Annotated in this window: 15 protein-coding genes; 9 read left to right on the plus strand and 6 right to left on the minus strand. The window is 64.8% G+C overall.

Features of this window, described 5'->3' with window-relative positions; translation table 11 throughout:
- Window position 1: 1 nt before the first annotated feature.
- A complete protein-coding gene (ftsY, locus tag AC13HB_RS12040) occupies window positions 2-958 on the minus strand; it encodes a signal recognition particle-docking protein FtsY (protein ID WP_482950009.1) in 957 nt (318 codons plus the stop codon).
- On the minus strand, window positions 955-2,289 hold the full coding sequence (gene mtaB, locus AC13HB_RS12045) for a tRNA (N(6)-L-threonylcarbamoyladenosine(37)-C(2))-methylthiotransferase MtaB (RefSeq protein WP_482950010.1): 1,335 nt from the start codon (window positions 2,287-2,289) through the stop codon (window positions 955-957). The genes ftsY and mtaB overlap by 4 nt, the downstream gene beginning before the upstream one ends.
- Before the next feature lie 161 nt (window positions 2,290-2,450).
- Here mtaB and AC13HB_RS12050 point away from each other — a divergent pair, with 161 nt between their 5' ends.
- Entirely contained in the window at window positions 2,451-4,832 is a 2,382-nt protein-coding gene (locus tag AC13HB_RS12050; RefSeq protein WP_482950011.1) for a TonB-dependent receptor, read from the plus strand.
- An 81-nt stretch (window positions 4,833-4,913) separates the two neighbouring features.
- Here the strand turns inward: AC13HB_RS12050 and AC13HB_RS12055 are convergent, their stop codons facing one another.
- The 3 genes from AC13HB_RS12055 to AC13HB_RS12065 all read right to left on the minus strand — a co-directional run bounded on the left by AC13HB_RS12055 (window position 4,914) and on the right by AC13HB_RS12065 (window position 8,358).
- Window positions 4,914-5,525 (minus strand): hypothetical protein, encoded by a 612-nt coding sequence (locus AC13HB_RS12055; protein WP_482950012.1) that lies wholly within the window; start codon window positions 5,523-5,525, stop codon window positions 4,914-4,916.
- Window positions 5,522-7,405 (minus strand): DUF885 domain-containing protein, encoded by a 1,884-nt coding sequence (locus AC13HB_RS12060; protein WP_482950013.1) that lies wholly within the window; start codon window positions 7,403-7,405, stop codon window positions 5,522-5,524. The genes AC13HB_RS12055 and AC13HB_RS12060 overlap by 4 nt, the downstream gene beginning before the upstream one ends.
- A 74-nt stretch (window positions 7,406-7,479) precedes the next feature.
- Window positions 7,480-8,358: an SDR family oxidoreductase gene (locus tag AC13HB_RS12065; protein ID WP_482950014.1), complete on the minus strand. Its 879-nt coding sequence runs from the start codon at window positions 8,356-8,358 to the stop codon at window positions 7,480-7,482.
- 116 nt (window positions 8,359-8,474) lie between these two features.
- On the opposite strand from AC13HB_RS12065, the gene AC13HB_RS12070 reads away from it, so the two are divergent.
- The 7 genes from AC13HB_RS12070 (at window position 8,475) to AC13HB_RS12100 (ending at window position 14,457) form a co-directional block, all read left to right on the plus strand.
- Complete coding sequence (locus AC13HB_RS12070) at window positions 8,475-9,884, plus strand: amidohydrolase family protein (RefSeq protein WP_482950015.1); 1,410 nt, start codon at window positions 8,475-8,477, stop codon at window positions 9,882-9,884.
- Between the two features lie 140 nt (window positions 9,885-10,024).
- Window positions 10,025-10,474, plus strand: coding sequence for a succinate dehydrogenase, cytochrome b556 subunit (gene sdhC / locus AC13HB_RS12075; protein ID WP_482950016.1), 450 nt, complete (start codon window positions 10,025-10,027; stop codon window positions 10,472-10,474).
- 2 nt (window positions 10,475-10,476) lie between these two features.
- Window positions 10,477-10,854: a succinate dehydrogenase, hydrophobic membrane anchor protein gene (gene sdhD / locus AC13HB_RS12080; RefSeq protein WP_482950017.1), complete on the plus strand. Its 378-nt coding sequence runs from the start codon at window positions 10,477-10,479 to the stop codon at window positions 10,852-10,854.
- Window positions 10,855-10,866: 12 nt separating this feature from the next.
- Window positions 10,867-12,654, plus strand: a complete 1,788-nt coding sequence (gene sdhA, locus AC13HB_RS12085; protein WP_482950018.1) for a succinate dehydrogenase flavoprotein subunit — start codon at window positions 10,867-10,869, stop codon at window positions 12,652-12,654.
- A 12-nt stretch (window positions 12,655-12,666) separates the two neighbouring features.
- Entirely contained in the window at window positions 12,667-13,446 is a 780-nt protein-coding gene (locus AC13HB_RS12090; RefSeq protein WP_482950019.1) for a succinate dehydrogenase iron-sulfur subunit, read from the plus strand.
- 238 nt (window positions 13,447-13,684) lie between these two features.
- Entirely contained in the window at window positions 13,685-13,990 is a 306-nt protein-coding gene (locus tag AC13HB_RS12095) for a PadR family transcriptional regulator (protein ID WP_482950020.1), read from the plus strand.
- Window positions 13,984-14,457, plus strand: a complete 474-nt coding sequence (locus AC13HB_RS12100; RefSeq protein WP_482950021.1) for a hypothetical protein — start codon at window positions 13,984-13,986, stop codon at window positions 14,455-14,457. The genes AC13HB_RS12095 and AC13HB_RS12100 overlap by 7 nt, the downstream gene beginning before the upstream one ends.
- A gap of 1,019 nt (window positions 14,458-15,476) precedes the next feature.
- On the opposite strand, the gene AC13HB_RS12105 is transcribed toward AC13HB_RS12100, so the two are convergent.
- Window positions 15,477-16,322, minus strand: a complete 846-nt coding sequence (locus tag AC13HB_RS12105; protein WP_482950022.1) for a 1-acyl-sn-glycerol-3-phosphate acyltransferase — start codon at window positions 16,320-16,322, stop codon at window positions 15,477-15,479.
- 149 nt (window positions 16,323-16,471) lie between these two features.
- Here AC13HB_RS12105 and AC13HB_RS12110 point away from each other — a divergent pair, with 149 nt between their 5' ends.
- The gene (locus AC13HB_RS12110; RefSeq protein WP_482950023.1) at window positions 16,472-17,140 is read left to right on the plus strand and encodes a hypothetical protein; all 669 of its coding nucleotides are present in this window, start codon (window positions 16,472-16,474) and stop codon (window positions 17,138-17,140) included.
- Window positions 17,141-17,238: the final 98 nt, after the last annotated feature.

Consider the following 17,238-nt stretch of genomic DNA (forward strand, 5'->3'; position numbering starts at 1 on the left):
GTCAGCCCTCGCCGGTCGCGGCTGCGGCGACCTCGTCGACGCCCGCAAGGGCACGGGAGAAGTCCCGCGCGGAGAAGGGCTGGAGGTCCTCTTCGCCTTCGCCGATGCCGATATAATGGACCGGCAGCTGGAATTTCTCCGCCACCTGGACCAGCGACCCGCCCTTGGCGGTGCCGTCCAGCTTGGTCATCACCACGCCGGTGACGTCGGAGGCTTCCAGGAAGGCCTCGGCCTGGGAGACGGCATTGGAGCCGACCGTGCCGTCGAGCACCAGCACGACATGATGCGGGGCCTCGGGGATTTTCTTGCGGATGACGCGGACGACCTTGCGCAGCTCGTCCATCAGCTCGGCCTTGTTCTGGAGCCGGCCGGCCGTGTCGATCAGGACGATGTCGTTTCCGTTGCGCTGGGCTGTTTCCAGGGCGTCGAAGGCCAGGCCCGCCGCGTCTGCGCCGATCTCGCGCTTGACGACGGGTGCTCCGGCGCGCTCGCCCCAGATGGAGACCTGCTCCACGGCAGCGGCGCGGAAGGTGTCGCCGGCGACGAGGAGCGGATTGCGGCCTTCGCGCTTCAGCTTCACCGCGATCTTGCCCAGCGTGGTGGTCTTGCCCGACCCGTTGACGCCGACGAAGAGCACGACGCGCGGTGCCTCACCGTCCAGGGCGAGCGGTGTTTCCAGCGGTTGCAGGGTTTCCGCTACGACATCGGCCAGCGCTTCGCGGACTTCCAGATCGGTGACTTCCTTGTCGAACCGGTCGCGCGCCAGCCGGTCTGTGACGCGCATGGCGGCGGCGGCGCCGAGATCGGCGGCGATCAGCGCGTCCTCGAGTTCCTCGATGGCAGCGCTGTCCAGCTTGCGCTTGGTGAAGATCGCGCTGACGCTCTCGCCCAGCTTGGAGGAGGAGCGTTTCAGCCCCTGCGCCAGGCGGGAAAAGAAACCCGGCTTTTTCTCACTCATCCGGCAATCACCCCGTACAATTCCCGTCCGTCATGCCGGTTCACATCGATATCGACAAGGGCTCCGGGGCGGGGAATTGCGTTTTCCGGCAGGCGGATGCCGGCGAAATTGCTCGCCCGGGCGAAACCCGGCTTTTCGATCAGGGCGCCCTTGACCCGGCCGATCATGCCGTCGAGGTGAGCCGAAAGCGCGGCATCAGCCTTCTCGCGCAGTCGGGCAGCGCGCGCCTTGATGACGGCTTTTTCCAGCTGCGGCATGCGCGCGGCCGGCGTGCCAGGGCGCGGCGAGAAGGGGAAGACGTGCAGATAGGCCAGATGGCACTCGTCGACCAGCTTCAGCGAGTTCTCGAACATCGCCTCTGTCTCGGTCGGGAAGCCGGCAATCATGTCCGCGCCGAAAGCGATCTCCGGCCGGGCCGCCTTGAGCCGCGTGCAGAGCTCGATCGCATGATCGCGCAGATGGCGGCGCTTCATGCGCTTGAGGATCATGTCGTCGCCGGCCTGCAGGGAAAGGTGGAGATAGGGCGCGACGCGCGCTTCTCCGGTGATCGCCTCGAACAGGGCGTCGTCGATCTCGATCGCGTCGATCGAGGACAGGCGCAGCTGCGGCAGGTCCGGCACCTGGGTCAGGATGGCCTGGACCAGACGGCCGAGCTGGGGCGTGCCGGGCAGATCGCCGCCCCAGGAGGTCAGGTCCACGCCGGTCAGCACGACTTCGCTATGGCCCGAGCCCACCAGGGCCTTGACCTGGTCGACCACTTCGCCGGCGGGCACCGAGCGTGAATTGCCGCGGCCGTAGGGAATGATGCAGAAGGTGCAGCGGTGATCGCAGCCGTTCTGGACCTGAACATAGGCCCGGGCGCGGCCTTCCATGCCCTCGACGAGATGGCCCGCGGTCTCGCGCACGCTCATGATGTCGTTGACGCGCACCTTTTCGGTACCGCCGAGCAGGTCGGCCGGTCGGAAGGTCTCCGCCTTGAGCTTTTCCGCATTGCCCACGACGCGGTCGACTTCCGGCATGGCGGCGAACATGTCCGGATCGACCTGGGCGGCGCAGCCGGTGACGATGATATGCGCGTCCGGATTGGCGCGGCGGGCGCGGCGGATCTGCTGGCGCGCTTGCCGGACCGCTTCATTGGTCACGGCGCAGGTGTTTACCAGGATGGCATTTTCCAGCCCTGCCTCGCGCGCATGCTTACGCATGACCTCGCTCTCCCAGATATTCAGCCGGCAGCCGAATGTCAGGATATCGAGATCGCCTTCCGGCGACGCGGGCGCTGCGGGCGGCGCGTCGGCTCCGGAGGCGGCAGGGTTGTCGTCGCGCGCGCTCATGAGGCGTGGATAAGTGGTGGACGGGCGCGCTCGCGTCAAGCGCCGCCCGGTTGTCATCGCAGGCGACATGAACGTGCTGTAATAATTCTGTTGAATAAAATATTCAGGTATTGGTAATTCCCCGTGATAATGATGGTTTAAACGAAACAGGGGAGACGAACATGAACCGTTTATCAGTTTTCTCGACGACTGCCTTGGCGGTTGTATTGAGTGCGTCATTGACATCGCCATTGCTTGCCCAGTCCGGAGGTGAAACCGAAGACGTCATCGTTGTGACCGCGACCAAGCGGGAAGCGGCGCTGCAGGACGTTCCTTTCTCCATCAATGCGCAGACGCAGGCCGATCTGCAGCGAACGGGTGCCGACTCCATCGAGGATGTCGCGCGCAATGTCGCCAGTCTGAACATCCAGAATCTCGGGCCGGGCCAGTCGCAGGTTTCCATTCGCGGCGTGTCCGCGGGCCAGATCGTCCGCGACCAGCCGGGTGTGAAGGAACAAGTCGGCGTCTATCTCGACGAATCGGTGATCTCGCTGTCGCTCTTCACCCCGGATCTCGATCTCTACGATCTCAATCGTGTCGAGACGCTGCGCGGCCCGCAGGGCACGCTCTTCGGCTCCGGCTCGATCGGCGGCACGATCCGCTACATCACCAACCAGCCGGATCCGAGCGGTTTCGAAGCCTCCGCCGAGGCCGAAATCAATTCGGTCGAGGATGGCGGTATGGGCGGTCATCTCAAGGGTATGGTCAACATGCCCCTGGACCAGAACTCGGCACTGCGCGTCGTGGCCTATCACACCGAGTATGGCGGCTTTATCGACGCCCTGCGTGAAGGCGGCGGGCGCAGCGAGGACGTGAATAGCGGGCAGCGCACCGGCATTCGCGCCGCGCTCGGTATGGATCTCAGCGATCGCGTCACCGTCACGCCGCGCGTCATCTACCAGGAAATCTCCGCCGACGGTTTCAACCGCCAGGAGCGTTTCAACCTCTACGCCAACCCGCACACCACGTCGCGGCCGGCCATCACTTTCGGTCCGCGCGAGCAGTTCCTTCTGCTCGACGAGGCGTTCGAGGACGATGTCCTGATCGCCGACCTGACGGCGGAAGTCGGTTTCGATGCGTTCGACCTGACCTCCGTGACCAGCTTTACCGACCGGTCCATCCTGGTCAGCCGCGACGCCTCGGCCCTGACGGGCTCGGTTTCCGTCGATCTGGGCTTCCCGGATGCCGGCGTGCTGCTTCCGTCCAATCTGCGCGACACCACGGAAGTCGAGTCGTTTACCCAGGAGCTGCGCATCGCCTCCAATGGCGATGGGCCGATCGACTGGATCTTCGGCGTCTACTATGCCGAGACGGACCGCAATTACGCGCAGCGCCTGCCGACCCCGGGCTATGACGCGTTCACCGACGCAGCTTTCGGACCAGGAACCTCTGCGGCTCTGGCCAACGGCTTCCCGCTCAACTCGCCCTATAATGCCGATCTCGACTACACGCTCGAACAGACGGCCGTGTTCGGCGAGATCAACTGGGCGGCGACGGACCGGCTCGATATCACGGCCGGCGGCCGCTGGTATGACTTCGAGGAAGTCCGGACCATTTCCCAGGGCGGCCTGTTCTCGTCCGGTTTCTCCAATGTCGAGGACACGACCTCTTCGGACGGCTTCACGCCCCGCGTGATGGCGGCCTATGAGGTGAACGACGCCGTGACGCTCAACGCGCAGGTCTCCCAGGGCTTCCGTCTGGGCGGCGTGAACGACCCGCTCAACGCGACGCTCTGCTCGCCGGCCGACCTGACCATTTTCGGCGGCTTCCAGGACTATGACGACGAGACGTTGTGGAACTATGAGGCTGGCATCAAAACCCAGCGCGGCGGCATGACCTTCAATGCGGCCGTCTTCCACAATGATATCGAGAACCTGCAGGTCACGCTCGATGCCGGATCGTGCTCCTCGCGGATCACCTTCAACGTTCCGGAAGCGCACACGACCGGCGCCGAGTTCGAGTTCGGCTCGCAGGTGACGAACAATCTCTTCCTCAGCCTGTCGGGCACCATCCTCGAGGCGGAGTTCGACACCACCGTCGTCGACGGAACCAGTTCTGTTCTGGGCGGTGTCCGGGAAGGCAATCGTCTGGCTTCGACACCGGAAGTCATGTTCTCGGCCAGTGCGCTCTATACTTTCGATGCGCCCTGGGCGGGTCCGACGGCTGAGGGCTTCTTCACGGCCTCCTACCAGCATGTCGGCAGCCAGTTCACGCAGCCAAGCGACCAGGAGCCCGGTGCCGGCGTCTTCACCTCGGGACTTCCCTTCGGGGGCGCCACGGGTGCAGAGCCGAACTATATGGATCTGGAGCTCGACCCCTATGGTCTCGCCTATCTGTCGGCGGGTATCGACTGGGGCGACATGCAGCTGACGATCTTCGTCGACAACCTGCTCGACGAGAACGCCAACCTGTCCTTCGACCGCGAGCGCGGCGGCCGGGCACGCCTGTCCTACCGCACCAACCAGCCGCGGACGATCGGCATCAATCTGCGCAAGCAGTACTGATCGCTTCCGGCGATTGACCCCAAGCGGAACGGGCGGCCTTCGGGCCGCCCGTTCTCGTTCGATCGTCCGTATCCGGTGAGATCAGCGGACGAGAGTGCGCCGCGTCGCTTCGCCGGTCAGGATGGCCCAGACACCGACCAGCGCGTGATAGATGTGCCAGTCGGCAAGGCCGAACGTCGTCGTCGCGCGACTGCTGCCCACAACCACCGACGCGAAGATCAGGAGCGCGAAGGCTGCGAGCCAGAGCGCGGCTGCCGGGCGCGGACCGCGCACGAACATGGCGACCGCGCCGATCGAGCCGGCGAGCAGGGCCAGTTGAGGCAGGAGGGCGACGAAACCCGCCAGGCCGGGCCAGAGCATCATGAAGGCGACGAGCACCGGGATCCCGACGCGCAGATAGCGCGTCAAGGCGGGTGCCGGATGCAGGTCCAGCCCTTTCATCACGACGGCGACAGCGATCAGTCCGAGACCGGCGGCCGCCGCGAAACTGCTGGCGAGGCTGTGTATCTCCGCCATGGCATCGACCTGGCCGGACGCGAAGCGGACCGCACCGGCAAGCGCCGCCAGCCCCATGAAGGCGAGGCCGAGCCGCACCATGCGAACGGCTCCGTCGCGGCGGGCTCGCCAGATGCGCCAGATGCCGACCCCGGCACCCAGCGTCACAAGCGCATCGGTCAGGGCGAAGGCGATCATTCCGCGTCCGCCTCGCCGGCCTCGATGGCCGCAGCCTGCGCCTCGATCCAGCCGGTCATTTTCGCTTCCAGCGCGGACAGCGGCATGGCGCCGTCCTCCAGGAGACGGTCGTGGAAGGCGCGAATGTCGAACGCCTCGCCGAGACGCTCTTCCGCCCTGGCGCGCAGGTCGCGCATGAGAAGCTCGCCGGACTTGTAGGCCAGCGCCTGACCGGGCCAGGAAATGTAGCGCTGTACTTCCGTGCGCACATTGTGCGGCGCCAGGGCCGAGTTCTCGAGCAGACAGGCTTCGGCCTGTTCGCGCGTCCAGCCCATATAATGGATGCCCGTATCGACCACGAGACGGCAGGCCCGCCACATCTCGTAGGTCAGCCGTCCGAACTCCTCATAGGGGGTCGTATAGAGGCCCATATCGGTGGCCAGGGTCTCGGTATAGAGGCCCCAGCCCTCGCCGAAAGCGGTGATATAGGCATTGCGGCGGAACTCCGGCACATCCTCAAGCTCGGCGGCGATGGAAATCTGGTGATGGTGACCGGGCACGGCCTCGTGCACGGTCAGCGCGGGCAGGGTGTAGAGCGGGCGCTGCGAGAGGTCGTAAGTGTTGACCATATAGCCGCCGGCAATGCCGTTCTCGAGATCGCCGCCCCAATAGCGCCCCGTCGTATAGGTGGGCGCCATCGTGTCCGGCACGGGTCGCACGCCGTAGGGCAGGCGCGGCAGGTGGCCGAAGAAGCGGGGCATCTGGTCGTCGGCCCGCTTGGCGATCCAGGCCGCTTGCATGAGCAGTTCTTCCGGCGTCTCGGCGTAGAATTGGGGATCGGTGCGCAGGAAGTTCAGGAATTCCGCGAAAGAGCCTTCGAAACCGGTCTCCTCGATCACGGCATCCATTTCCGCGCGAATACGGGCGACTTCGTTGAGACCGCGCTGATGGACTTCTTCAGGAGAGGTATCCAGCGTGGTGTGGTAGCGCACCAGCACCTGGTAGTATTCGCGGCCCCCGGGCACTTCGGAAACGCCAATGCTCTCGCGGGTCTGCGGGATATAGGTGTTCCGGAAAAAGTCGAGCAGGGTCTCGTAGGCCGGCAGGGCTGCTTCGTCGATCGCGGTGTCGACCTCGGCGAGGAGGCGTTCGCGCTCGGCCGCCGGCAGGCTCTCCGGCAGGGCCTCGATCGGTGCGCGCAGCAGCTCGCGCAGCGTGTCCGGATCGGCCAGCGCCTCGATCTGCGAGGTCACGCCCTCCGCGGTCTGGCGCGGCTGGGTGAAGCCGTCTGCCAGTCCCCGCTCCATCCAGGCGATGTTCTGGTCGAACCAGGCCGGCAGATTGTAGAGCCGCTGGATCCAGGCCTCGCCCAGCTCGATCGTGCGCGGCCGCGTCGAGGCGGCGGCATAGGTCGGCGCCGTAAAGAAGCCGCTATCATTGAGGAAGGGCCTGCGTGCCTCGTCGAAGCGGGCGCGTTCGACGCGATAGCGCAGCATATAGTCGAGCACCTCGTAGGAGACGCGCTCGCTCTCGGTCAGATCCGCAGCCTCGATCGCCTGCAGACGTTCCAGGAAAGCGGCTTCCTGCTCGGCCTGCGCGTCCAGGGCTTCGGCGGAAATGTCGAGCCACTGGCTGGCCGCCTCGACATCGCCTTCGCGCGCTCTTCGCCCGGGACTGTTCTCCCGCTCGAAGTCCTCGAATTCCTCGATCAGGGTCGCGAAGGCCGCCGAGGCTTCGGACATGTCGGCGTTTTCGGAACCGGTCCCGGCATTGGCCGGCTCGACCGCAGCGGGCGCGGTGGCGCTGCCCTCCGGCTCCTCCGGCCCGGAAGGCTGGGAACAGGCGGCCAGCAAGGCGATCGGAAGCGTCGCCAGGAACGGGCGGACACGGCGTGCGGTCATATCGGACTCCCCTTGAAATGCCGGGGGAGAATGGCGCGAGTGCCGGGACGGGGCAAGCGGCGCGCCCCGGCTGCTCAGCGGTATTTGCGCTCCAGCCCGACGCGTTTGGCGACCATATTGTCGACCATGCGGGCGGGCAGGATTTTCTGCAGGGACCAGTTGGCCAGCCGCTGCGGCACGATGGCGTAGCGGAAGCGCGGTCTGGCTTCGGTCAGCGAGCGGAAGACGCGATCGGCGATTTTCGAGGGCGGATAGCCGGCCGGTCCGTTCACGGTCATCCAGCTGCGGATGCGCATCATCGCGTCGTAGAAGCGGGTCTTGCGATAGGGCTCGGCATCGATTTCCTCCGCCTTGGACCAGATCGGCGTCGCGACGGCACCGGGGCCGATCACGACGACCTGGATGCCGAACATCATCAGCTCGCGGCGCAGCGATTTGGACAGCCCCTCCACGGCATGTTTGGAGGCGGTGTAGGGTGCGACGAAGGGAGCGCCCAACTCACCGGCGACCGAGGACATCATGACGATGCGCCCCGGTTCGCCCTCGAGGCTCTCATCCACGCCGAGCAGCGGCCCGAAAGCCTGGGTGACGCGCACCACGCCGGTGACATTCACGTCGATCTGGTATTCGAAATCCTCGAGCGGCAGATCCAGGAGAGGTCCCGCCACCGCGATGCCGGCATTGTTGACCAGGCCCTTGAGCGTCTGTCCTTCGAGGGCGTCCCGGACGGTGTTGGCGGCCGCGCGGACGCTCTCGGTATCGGTCACGTCCATGATGAGCGGCGTGACGGCGTCGCCGAGCTCGCTCACGAGGCGCTCGCCATCCTCCCGCTTGCGGACCCCGGCGAAGACGCGCCAGCCTTCCCTGGCGAGGCGTTCGGCGCAGGCATGGCCGATACCGGTCGATGCGCCGGTGACGACGGCGGAGGGGCGGTTCGAGGCGGGGTGTGGCATGTCGCAAGTCCTTGCTGTTCGCATCCAAGTGTAGGTCATTGCTTATGAATTTCCAGGATGCGTTTTCGGGGCCTAGAGTGGTGATACGCTCGAAGTGCATCTGGGGAGAAACAATCATGCGCATCTCGTCTTTCGTGCGGGCCGGTGTCCTGGCCCTGTCCGCCTCCGTTCTTGCCACGGCCGCAGCGACGGCCGAGGGCCGTCAGGCTCTGGTCGGCGGCATGCTGATCGACGGGTATGGCGGCCCGCCCGTGCATGACAGCGTCATTCTCGTCGAGGACGACCGCATCGTCGCCGTGGGCAATCAGGACAATACCCCGGTTCCGGACGGGTATGAGGTCGTTTCCACCGAAGGCATGACGGTCATGCCCGGCCTGTGGGAGATGCATGCCCACCTGATGCTCAACGGTCATTCCGACTACGAGCACTGGGACCGCACCTATCTCGACCGCCTGGAAGGCGAGATCATGCCGGCCTCCGCCGTGCAGCTCCTTCTGGCAGGCGTGACGTCCGCCCGCGATCTCGGAGCGCCCCTCGAGCCGTCGATTTCGGTGCGCGACCGGATCAATGCCGGCGAACTGCCCGGTCCGACGCTCTACGTCTCCGGTCCCTTTCTGCAGGACGAGCCCTATCCGGGCACCGAGGCCTTCCGCTGGGGCATCGACAGCGTGCGCGAGGCGCGCCAGCACGTGCGCACGCTCGCCGATGCCGGCGTCGACGTGATCAAGTTCGTCAGCCAGGACCTGGTCTCGCCCGAAGCCGCGCAGGCCGTGGTCGACGAAGCCCATGCGAACGGGCTGCGCGTGGTGGGTCACTCCCACCGGCCCGAGGAGATCATTCGCGGGCTCGAGATCGGCATCGACAATTTCGAGCACACCGGCCTGACCACGGCGCCGGAATATCCGCCGCACGTCATCGAGGCGCTGCGGGCACGAACGGCGCGGGGCCGGATTTCCGGCGGTCCGCTCTTCTGGACACCGACCATCGAGGGGCTGTGGAACTATTCCCGGACCCGCGAGAACAATGAATTCCTCGACAATACCTGCTGGCACCGTGGCCTCGAGGCCGACACCATCGCCGATATCGCCCGGTCGATCGAACATCCCGAGCGTCTCTCCTATACCCAGCTGACCCCGTTGCGCGCGCCGACCCTGCGCCGCAAGTTCGAGCAGCTGCGCGAGGCCGGCGTGGTCATGCTGCTGGGCACCGATAGCGGCATCCCGATGAAATTCCACTGCCAGTCGACCTGGAACGAGTTCGACGTCTGGACGCGCGAGCTCGACGTTCCGGTGATGGATGCGATCCGCTCCTCGACCTACTGGGCCGCGGTCTTCATGGGTGTGCAGGACGAGACCGGCTCCATCGCGCCGGGCATGGCGGCCGACATCATCGCCGTGGACGGCGACCTGCTGACCTATCCGAACCTGCTGCAGCACGTCGATCTCGTGATGAAGGGCGGCATCGTCTATGTCGAGGACGGGCAGGTGAACGAGCATCTCCTGCCGGAAAACATGCGTATGGACTAGCCGGTCCTGCGGCAAAATGGCGGTAAGTTGTCAGCGGTGCGCTTCCATCGCGTTGACCCTGACACCTTCCGCCCTATTGTGCTGCTCCGACGACGATTTTGCGCCGCAGCGCCAGGGCTGACGCGCGGCGAAAACCGGACATGACTGAGACCCGCCCGCATGCCTGCGAGGACGGGCAAGAAGCGAAAGGCTGCCACATGGCTTCCGACTGGTCTGATCCGCGTCCCATGTCGCCTCACCTGCAGGTCTGGCGCTGGCACGCAACCATGGCATCGTCCATCCTCCATCGCGCCACCGGCGTCGCCAATTATATCGGCGCGGTCGCGATTTCGGTCTGGCTCATCCTGCTGGCCTTCGGCGCGGAAGGCTCCGTCGCCTTCCTGTTCGAGGGCGGCATGGCCTGGGTGACCCGCTTCGCCCTGATCGGCCTGACCTATTCGGTCAGCTATCACTGGCTGAACGGTCTGCGTCACCTGGTCTGGGATTTCGGCAAGGGCTACGACCCGAAGGGCTCGAACACCCGCTCCATCCTCATCATCGTCGCCGCGGTCATCCCGACCGCGCTGCTCTGGCTGAATCTGGGGAGCTGAACATGAGCGATTATCGAACGCCCGCCGCCAAGGTTCGCGGTCTCGGCGCCTCCGGTCACGGGGCCAGCCACTGGATCGCCCACCGGGTTTCCGCCATCGCGCTCTTCTTCCTGGCACCGGTCTTCGTCTGGATGCTGGCCATGTCCGGTGCGCCGGATGCCGAGGCCAGCCGCGCCTTCTTCGCGAGCGCCGGCGGCGCCATCGTGACCCTGCTTACCCTCACTGCGGCGCTTTATCACGCCCGGCTGGGTATGCAGGTGATCATCGAGGACTACATCCACAAGCCGGGAACGAAGACGCTCCTCATGCTGGTGAACACTTTCCTGATGTCGGGGCTCTGGCTCGTCGCCATCTTCGCTCTCGTCAAAATCGCGCTGTAACGGACGCACACTATGGCCGAATACAACTGGATCGATCACACCTATGACGTGGTGGTCGTGGGCGCGGGCGGCTCGGGCCTCCGCGCTGCCCTCGGGGCTTCGCAGGCCGGACTGAAGACCGCCTGCATCACCAAGGTCTTCCCGACCCGTTCGCACACGGTGGCCGCCCAGGGCGGCATTTCCGCCTCGCTCGGAAACATGGGCGAGGACGACTGGCGCTGGCACATGTACGACACCGTGAAGGGGTCCGACTGGCTCGGCGACCAGGACGCCATCGAATATCTCTGCCGCGAAGCGCCGGCTGCCGTTTACGAGCTCGAGCACTGGGGCGTGCCCTTCTCGCGCACCGAGGACGGCAAGATCTATCAGCGCGCGTTCGGCGGCATGACCAAGAATTACGGCGAAGGCCCGGTGCAGCGCACCTGCGCCGCCGCCGACCGGACCGGTCACGCCATCCTGCACACGCTCTACGGCCAGTCGGTCCGCAACGAGACCGAATTCTTCATCGAGTATTTCGCCCTCGACCTGATCATGGACGATGACGGCGTCTGCCGCGGCATCACCGCGTGGAAGCTCGATGACGGCACGCTGCACCGGTTCCGCGCCCAGACCGTGGTGCTGGCGACCGGCGGTTACGGCCGCGCCTACTTCTCCGCCACTTCGGCCCACACCTGCACCGGCGACGGCAATGCCATGGTGCTGCGCGCGGGCCTGCCGCTGCAGGACATGGAATTCGTGCAATTCCACCCGACCGGCATCTATGGCGCGGGCTGCCTCATCACCGAAGGCGCGCGCGGCGAAGGCGGCTATCTCACCAACTCCAACGGCGAGCGTTTCATGGAGCGCTATGCGCCCTCGGCCAAGGACCTCGCCTCGCGCGACGTGGTCTCGCGCTCGATGACGATGGAGATCCGCGAAGGCCGCGGCGTGGGCGCCAATGGCGACCATATCCACCTTCACCTCGATCACCTCGACCCGGCGGTTCTCGCCGAGCGCCTGCCGGGCATTTCCGAAAGCGCGCGCGTCTTCGCCGGCGTCGACGTGACCAAGGAGCCGATCCCGGTCCTGCCGACCGTCCACTACAATATGGGCGGCATCCCGACGAATTATCACGGCGAAGTCCTGACCAAGGTCGGCGACGATGCCGACACGGTCGTGCCGGGCCTGATGGCCGTGGGCGAAGCGGCCTGCGTCTCGGTCCACGGTGCCAACCGCCTCGGCTCAAACTCGCTGATCGACCTTGTGGTGTTCGGCCGGGCCGCGGGCCTGCGTCTGGGCGAGACGACGAAGGCGGGCGCCAGCCAGCCGGAACTCAAGGAAACGGACGGCCAGAACTCGCTCGATCGTCTGGACAAGTACCGCAATGCCAAGGGCGGCACGCCGACGGCCAAGCTTCGTCTGGAAATGCAGCGCTCCATGCAGAACAATTGCGCGGTCTTCCGGACCGGCGAGGTTCTCCAGGAAGGCGTCGAGGCCATCAAGCAGGTCTATACCGGCATGCCGGATATCGGCGTCACCGACCGCACCATGATCTGGAACACCGACCTCATGGAAACCCTCGAACTGGACAATCTACTGGCCCAGGCCGCGGTGACCGTGAACGGCGCGTCCAATCGCGAGGAAAGCCGCGGCGCCCACGCCCGCGAGGACTTCTCCGAGCGCGACGACGAGAACTGGATGAAGCACACGCTCGCCTGGTGCGACGAGGCCGGCAATGTGAAGATCGACTACCGCCCGGTTCATACCTACACGATGTCCAACGACATCCAGTACATCGAGCCCAAGGCTCGGGTCTATTAAGGGGGACTAGAGATGGTTCAGCTGACACTCCCCAAGGGGTCCCAGCCCAAGAAGGGCAAGACCCATCCCAAGCCGGACGGCGCCAGGAATACGCGTTCCTTCCGCATCTACCGCTACGATCCGGAGAGCGGCAACGGTCCGACCTGGGACACCTACAAGGTGGACATGGACGATTGCGGCCCGATGGTTCTCGATGCCCTGTTGTGGATCAAGAACAATGTCGACGCCTCGCTGGCCTTCCGACGCTCCTGCCGCGAAGGCGTGTGCGGGTCCTGCTCGATGAATATCGGCGGCCGCAACACCATCGCCTGCACCTCCGGTATCGACGAGTACAAGGGCACGATCACGATCTCGCCGCTGCCGCACCAGCCGGTAGTGAAGGATCTGGTCCCGGACCTGACGCAATTCTACGCCCAGCACGCCGCTGTGAAGCCCTATCTCAAGACCGACACGCCGGCGCCCGAGAAAGAGTGGCAGCAGAGCCCTCAGCAGCGCGAGAAGCTGGACGGCCTCTACGAGTGCATCATGTGCGCCTCCTGCTCGACGGCCTGCCCGTCCTATTGGTGGAATGGCGACAAATACATGGGTCCGGCGGCCCTGCTGCAGGCCTATCGCTGGCTGGCCGACAGCCGCGACGAAGCCACCGGCGAGCGCCTGGACGATCTCAACGACCCGTTCAAGCTCTATCGCTGCCACACCATCATGAACTGCGCCCAGGTCTGCCCCAAGGGCCTCAACCCCGCAGAAGCCATCGGCGAGATCAAGAAAATGATGGTGGAGCGGGAAAGCTGATCGCGGGCGTTTTCATGTCATTTATGTATTAGCCCTCCGGACTTATGCCCGGAGGGCTTTTTTCTCGCTCAGACTCTATTTGCCGGCGCTGGTGCAAAAAATGCTGTCCGAAACGCGCCTGGTTGAAATGAGTCTAACGCTGTGTGATACTGTGTCTAACAGCTCGTTAGGTGGCGACAAATTTTTCTCCGCCTCATCGCGTTGGAGATAGAGAGATAGAGAGATAGAGAGACTGACAATGAACCAACTTCCTAGGCTCTCGGGCACAGAGCGCGAGGTGCTTCAACTATTGAAGACTGGAACGGAAATGTACGGTTTAGAACTTGTAAAATCGTCAGATAAACTCAAGAGAGGGTCGATCTATGTATACCTCAGCCGGATGGTCGATAAGGGCTTTCTGATTGATCGAGTCGAAAAGCGCGAAGGTCAGCCAGGAATGCCTCGGCGCCTCTATCGAATTTCGGGCCTCGGGCAGCGGATATTGGCTGCCGTCGACGCGTTCGAAGAGACCGGTGACATGCTGTCAGGAGCGGCTGGATGCTAGAGGTCCTTTCTTGGGTCGCGCGTAACTTGCTTGACTACCTAGGGCTCCTCGGGGTGGTTGTGGTTGGCTATACGATTTTGTTGAAGTCAGATTCGTTCCGGGTCGCCTTGCGCCGTACATTTCCCGCGTCAATGCGAGGTGTCCTTTGGATTGTGGTTAGTCTGTCTTGGGTTAGGCGTACTCGGCCTATTGACGCGGACGCAATTAAACGTCCGCCTGGGCATCTAGGTGCCGAACTCTTACGCACCATATTTCCAAAGAAAACCTATGATCGGGTTTTCTCACAGATTTTGGAAGATATGCGTGAAGAGTATTTCGCGGCGTTGGAGGAAGGACGTCCGCGGCTGGCGCAATGGCGCCATTTTCAGTTTTATGTGAGCTCGATCTACGCGGCGATTATCTGGCTTCTTGGGAAAATCTTGAACCCACTGGGCGAGGTGTTGAAGCGAGTCATTTCGCGCGATTAGCGCGAATGCTTTAGTCGCTAGGAGCGGGGCGCAAACTATTTCTCTCGCCGCGAATATTCACGCTTTGTATTCCTTCTCGCGCCAAGCGCAGCCCGCCCCTCCATCGCATGCCAGCCAGCAGGCCGCGCGGGTCCAGCGCCGACATCCCGGCAAGCGATGAATGGGGAAGTGGGCGCGGGGCGCGCCGCTCAGCTCCGGTTTCCCAGCTTGTTCAGGGGGAATCGAGATATTTCATTTCAAGCTGTCATCCCGGCCGGATAGCCCGCGCAGGCGGGCTGTAGAGCCGGGACCCATAAACGCGGGATGTTCCCGGAAGCGGACTCTCTTATCCACGCCGCGCCTTCTTCCGGCCAGCACCGGGCGTACGGGTCCCGGATCTCCGCCCGGCACTAGGCCGGGCATGCGTCCGGGATGACAAGTTTGGAGCGTTGAAAATCGAACTTATCCCCGCCCTCCAACTCTCCCCCATAATCACCCCCGTTCTCGCACCGCTCGAGGCCCGGCCTGGTTCGCCGGGGGTGTGGGGAGGACGGAGCTTGCCCGTCCTTGCCGGATTGACCACGGCAAGGCCCGGTGAGGCCATCGGTTCGGAGAGGCAGCAAAAGCGCTGACTGTCTATCCAGACCGGTTCGAGAAGGAGCCCGTGAGGGCTCCGGTAAATCTCCGTGTGCAGGGTCGTTCCCGATGCCACACAGCAAAACTCATCAGTTCCGGCATCGCCGGACACCCTGCACCCCTCATACCGCCAGGCCGGAAGGTCGTGGCGCTATCGGTGTTTCGTCCTCCCCCGCCGGGGGAGGTGTCCCGCAGGGACGGAGGGGGCCAAGCGGTACAGGACAAAACTCCCCCATCGACCCGCCGCTTCGCGCCGGCCCACTTCCCCCGGCGGGGGAAGACGATAACGGCACTGAGAACCCGGGACCACAGGTCCCGCAAGCGCGACCGCGCGCCGGCCCTTATGGGCCGCCCCATCGGAGGCGTCCGCGAAGCGGACTGCCGTGAGATCAAAAAACCTTCCCCTAACGGCCCCAGGCCATGGTCTCGCAGATATTGCGGAACATCTCGGTCACCTGGGCGTCGCTGCCGTCATCCTTGCCGACCGTCATCGGGCGGCCGAAATCGAGGCGGTAGCGGGCGTCGGCCTTGCCCATGAGGCCCTGGAAGATGGTCATGTCCTTCAGCTCCTCGTTTATCTGGGCGAGGGCGTAATAGAGCAGGGGCATGCGCTGGCGCACGGCGAGCGGGATCACGGGCGCGCCGAACTTGCGGGCGAGGCTGACGGCGGTCGGGTGCCAGGGGCGTTCCTTGAGCTGCCAGTGCTTCCAGCTCCATTCCGACATGCGGCCGGAGGGGAAGACGACGATGCAGCGCTCGTCCTTGAAGGCGTCGAAGGAGCGGCGCAGGACTTCGCGGCTCTGGGTGCGGTCGCGTTTCCGGTCGCGCCATTCGACCGGGATGATCCGTTCCTCGAGGCCCGGACAGACCTTGAGCGCGTCGCGATTGGCGAAATAGAGCATGTCGGGACGGCGCTCGCGCAAGACGTCCCAGAGGGCCAGGCCGTCGGCGATCCCGCCGGGATGATTGGCGACGATGACGCAGGCGCCGGTCTCGGGCACATGTTCCAGCCCGGTCGCCTGCGTGCGCAGGTCGAGAAAGTCCGCCGCCCAGTCGAAGCATTCCGTCCCGCCCATGCCGGTGATCGTGTCCACCATCGCCACGGCGCGCCGGTAGCCCAGCATCGGATAGCCGAGGAATTTGATCAGCGGCCAGAAAGGCGTGTGGATCAGGTGCGGGGCGCGATCCTCGATCAGCTCGTCGACGATGTGTTTCGCGTCTTCGCGGTGTTCGGAATCAATCGGGTCCATGAGCCGCATGAGACGGCTCGCGCGGCCTGGATGCAATCGGCTTTTTATTGATGGCGGTCTCGAGAGGTTAACAAGACGTCAACGAACTGGCCCGGCGATTGCGAGGTGTGGAGCCGGCATTAACACCTTGTTCACGATCGGGACACGCCATGACCACGACCCAGACCCTGCAAGCCGGCCGCATCCGCAAGGCTCCTGTTCGCCGGACCCGTATCCAGGACGATATGGTCGCCGACTATCTCGGCATGATCGTCAATCCGGGCGACCGGACGGTCCAGATCGGCGCCAGCGAGCTGGGCGCGGTCTGCCTGCGCCGCGGGGCCCGTCACGACATCGTCGCGCCGGTCCAGGCGATCGATGCGCTGACCGCCGATTGCGAGCGCCGCGGCGTCGCCACCGACAAGCTGCGCGGCAGCCTCGTGGCCCGCTCCCAGGATGGCGAGCGCGCCATCGACGTGGCGATCTTCGGACCCGATACGGGCTTCCCGGCCATGGCGGCAAACTGGCGTCACGTTGCGGGCCGTCTCAAGGAAGGCGGTTTCCTGGTCCTTCTCGGTGCCGATCACGGTGCGACGGCCCGCCTGGCCGATGCGCTGGAAGAGGACGAGGCCTTCGAGCTGCAGGACTGCATCGGCGGCGACGCCGCCATCTTCCGCAAGCGTTCGGCCTTCGCCGACGAGCGCGCGGTTCAGCGTCTGGCCAGCGTCGGCAATCCGGCCCGGTCGCCGCGCGGCATTCATGGCAAGGGTATCGGTGGAGTGTTCAATCGCCTGTTCGGCCGCCGTGTCTCGACCCTGCATCGTGGCGGAACGGCCTGAGCCCGGCGTTTCCGGCACCGCCAGCCCCGTTGCGGCGCTTGGCGTTGTCGCAAAACTTTCATTGAACCTGCAATCAGCAGTCATGCTGGTCCGCTACC

Source organism: Maricaulis sp. B-26 (assembly GCF_056857855.1).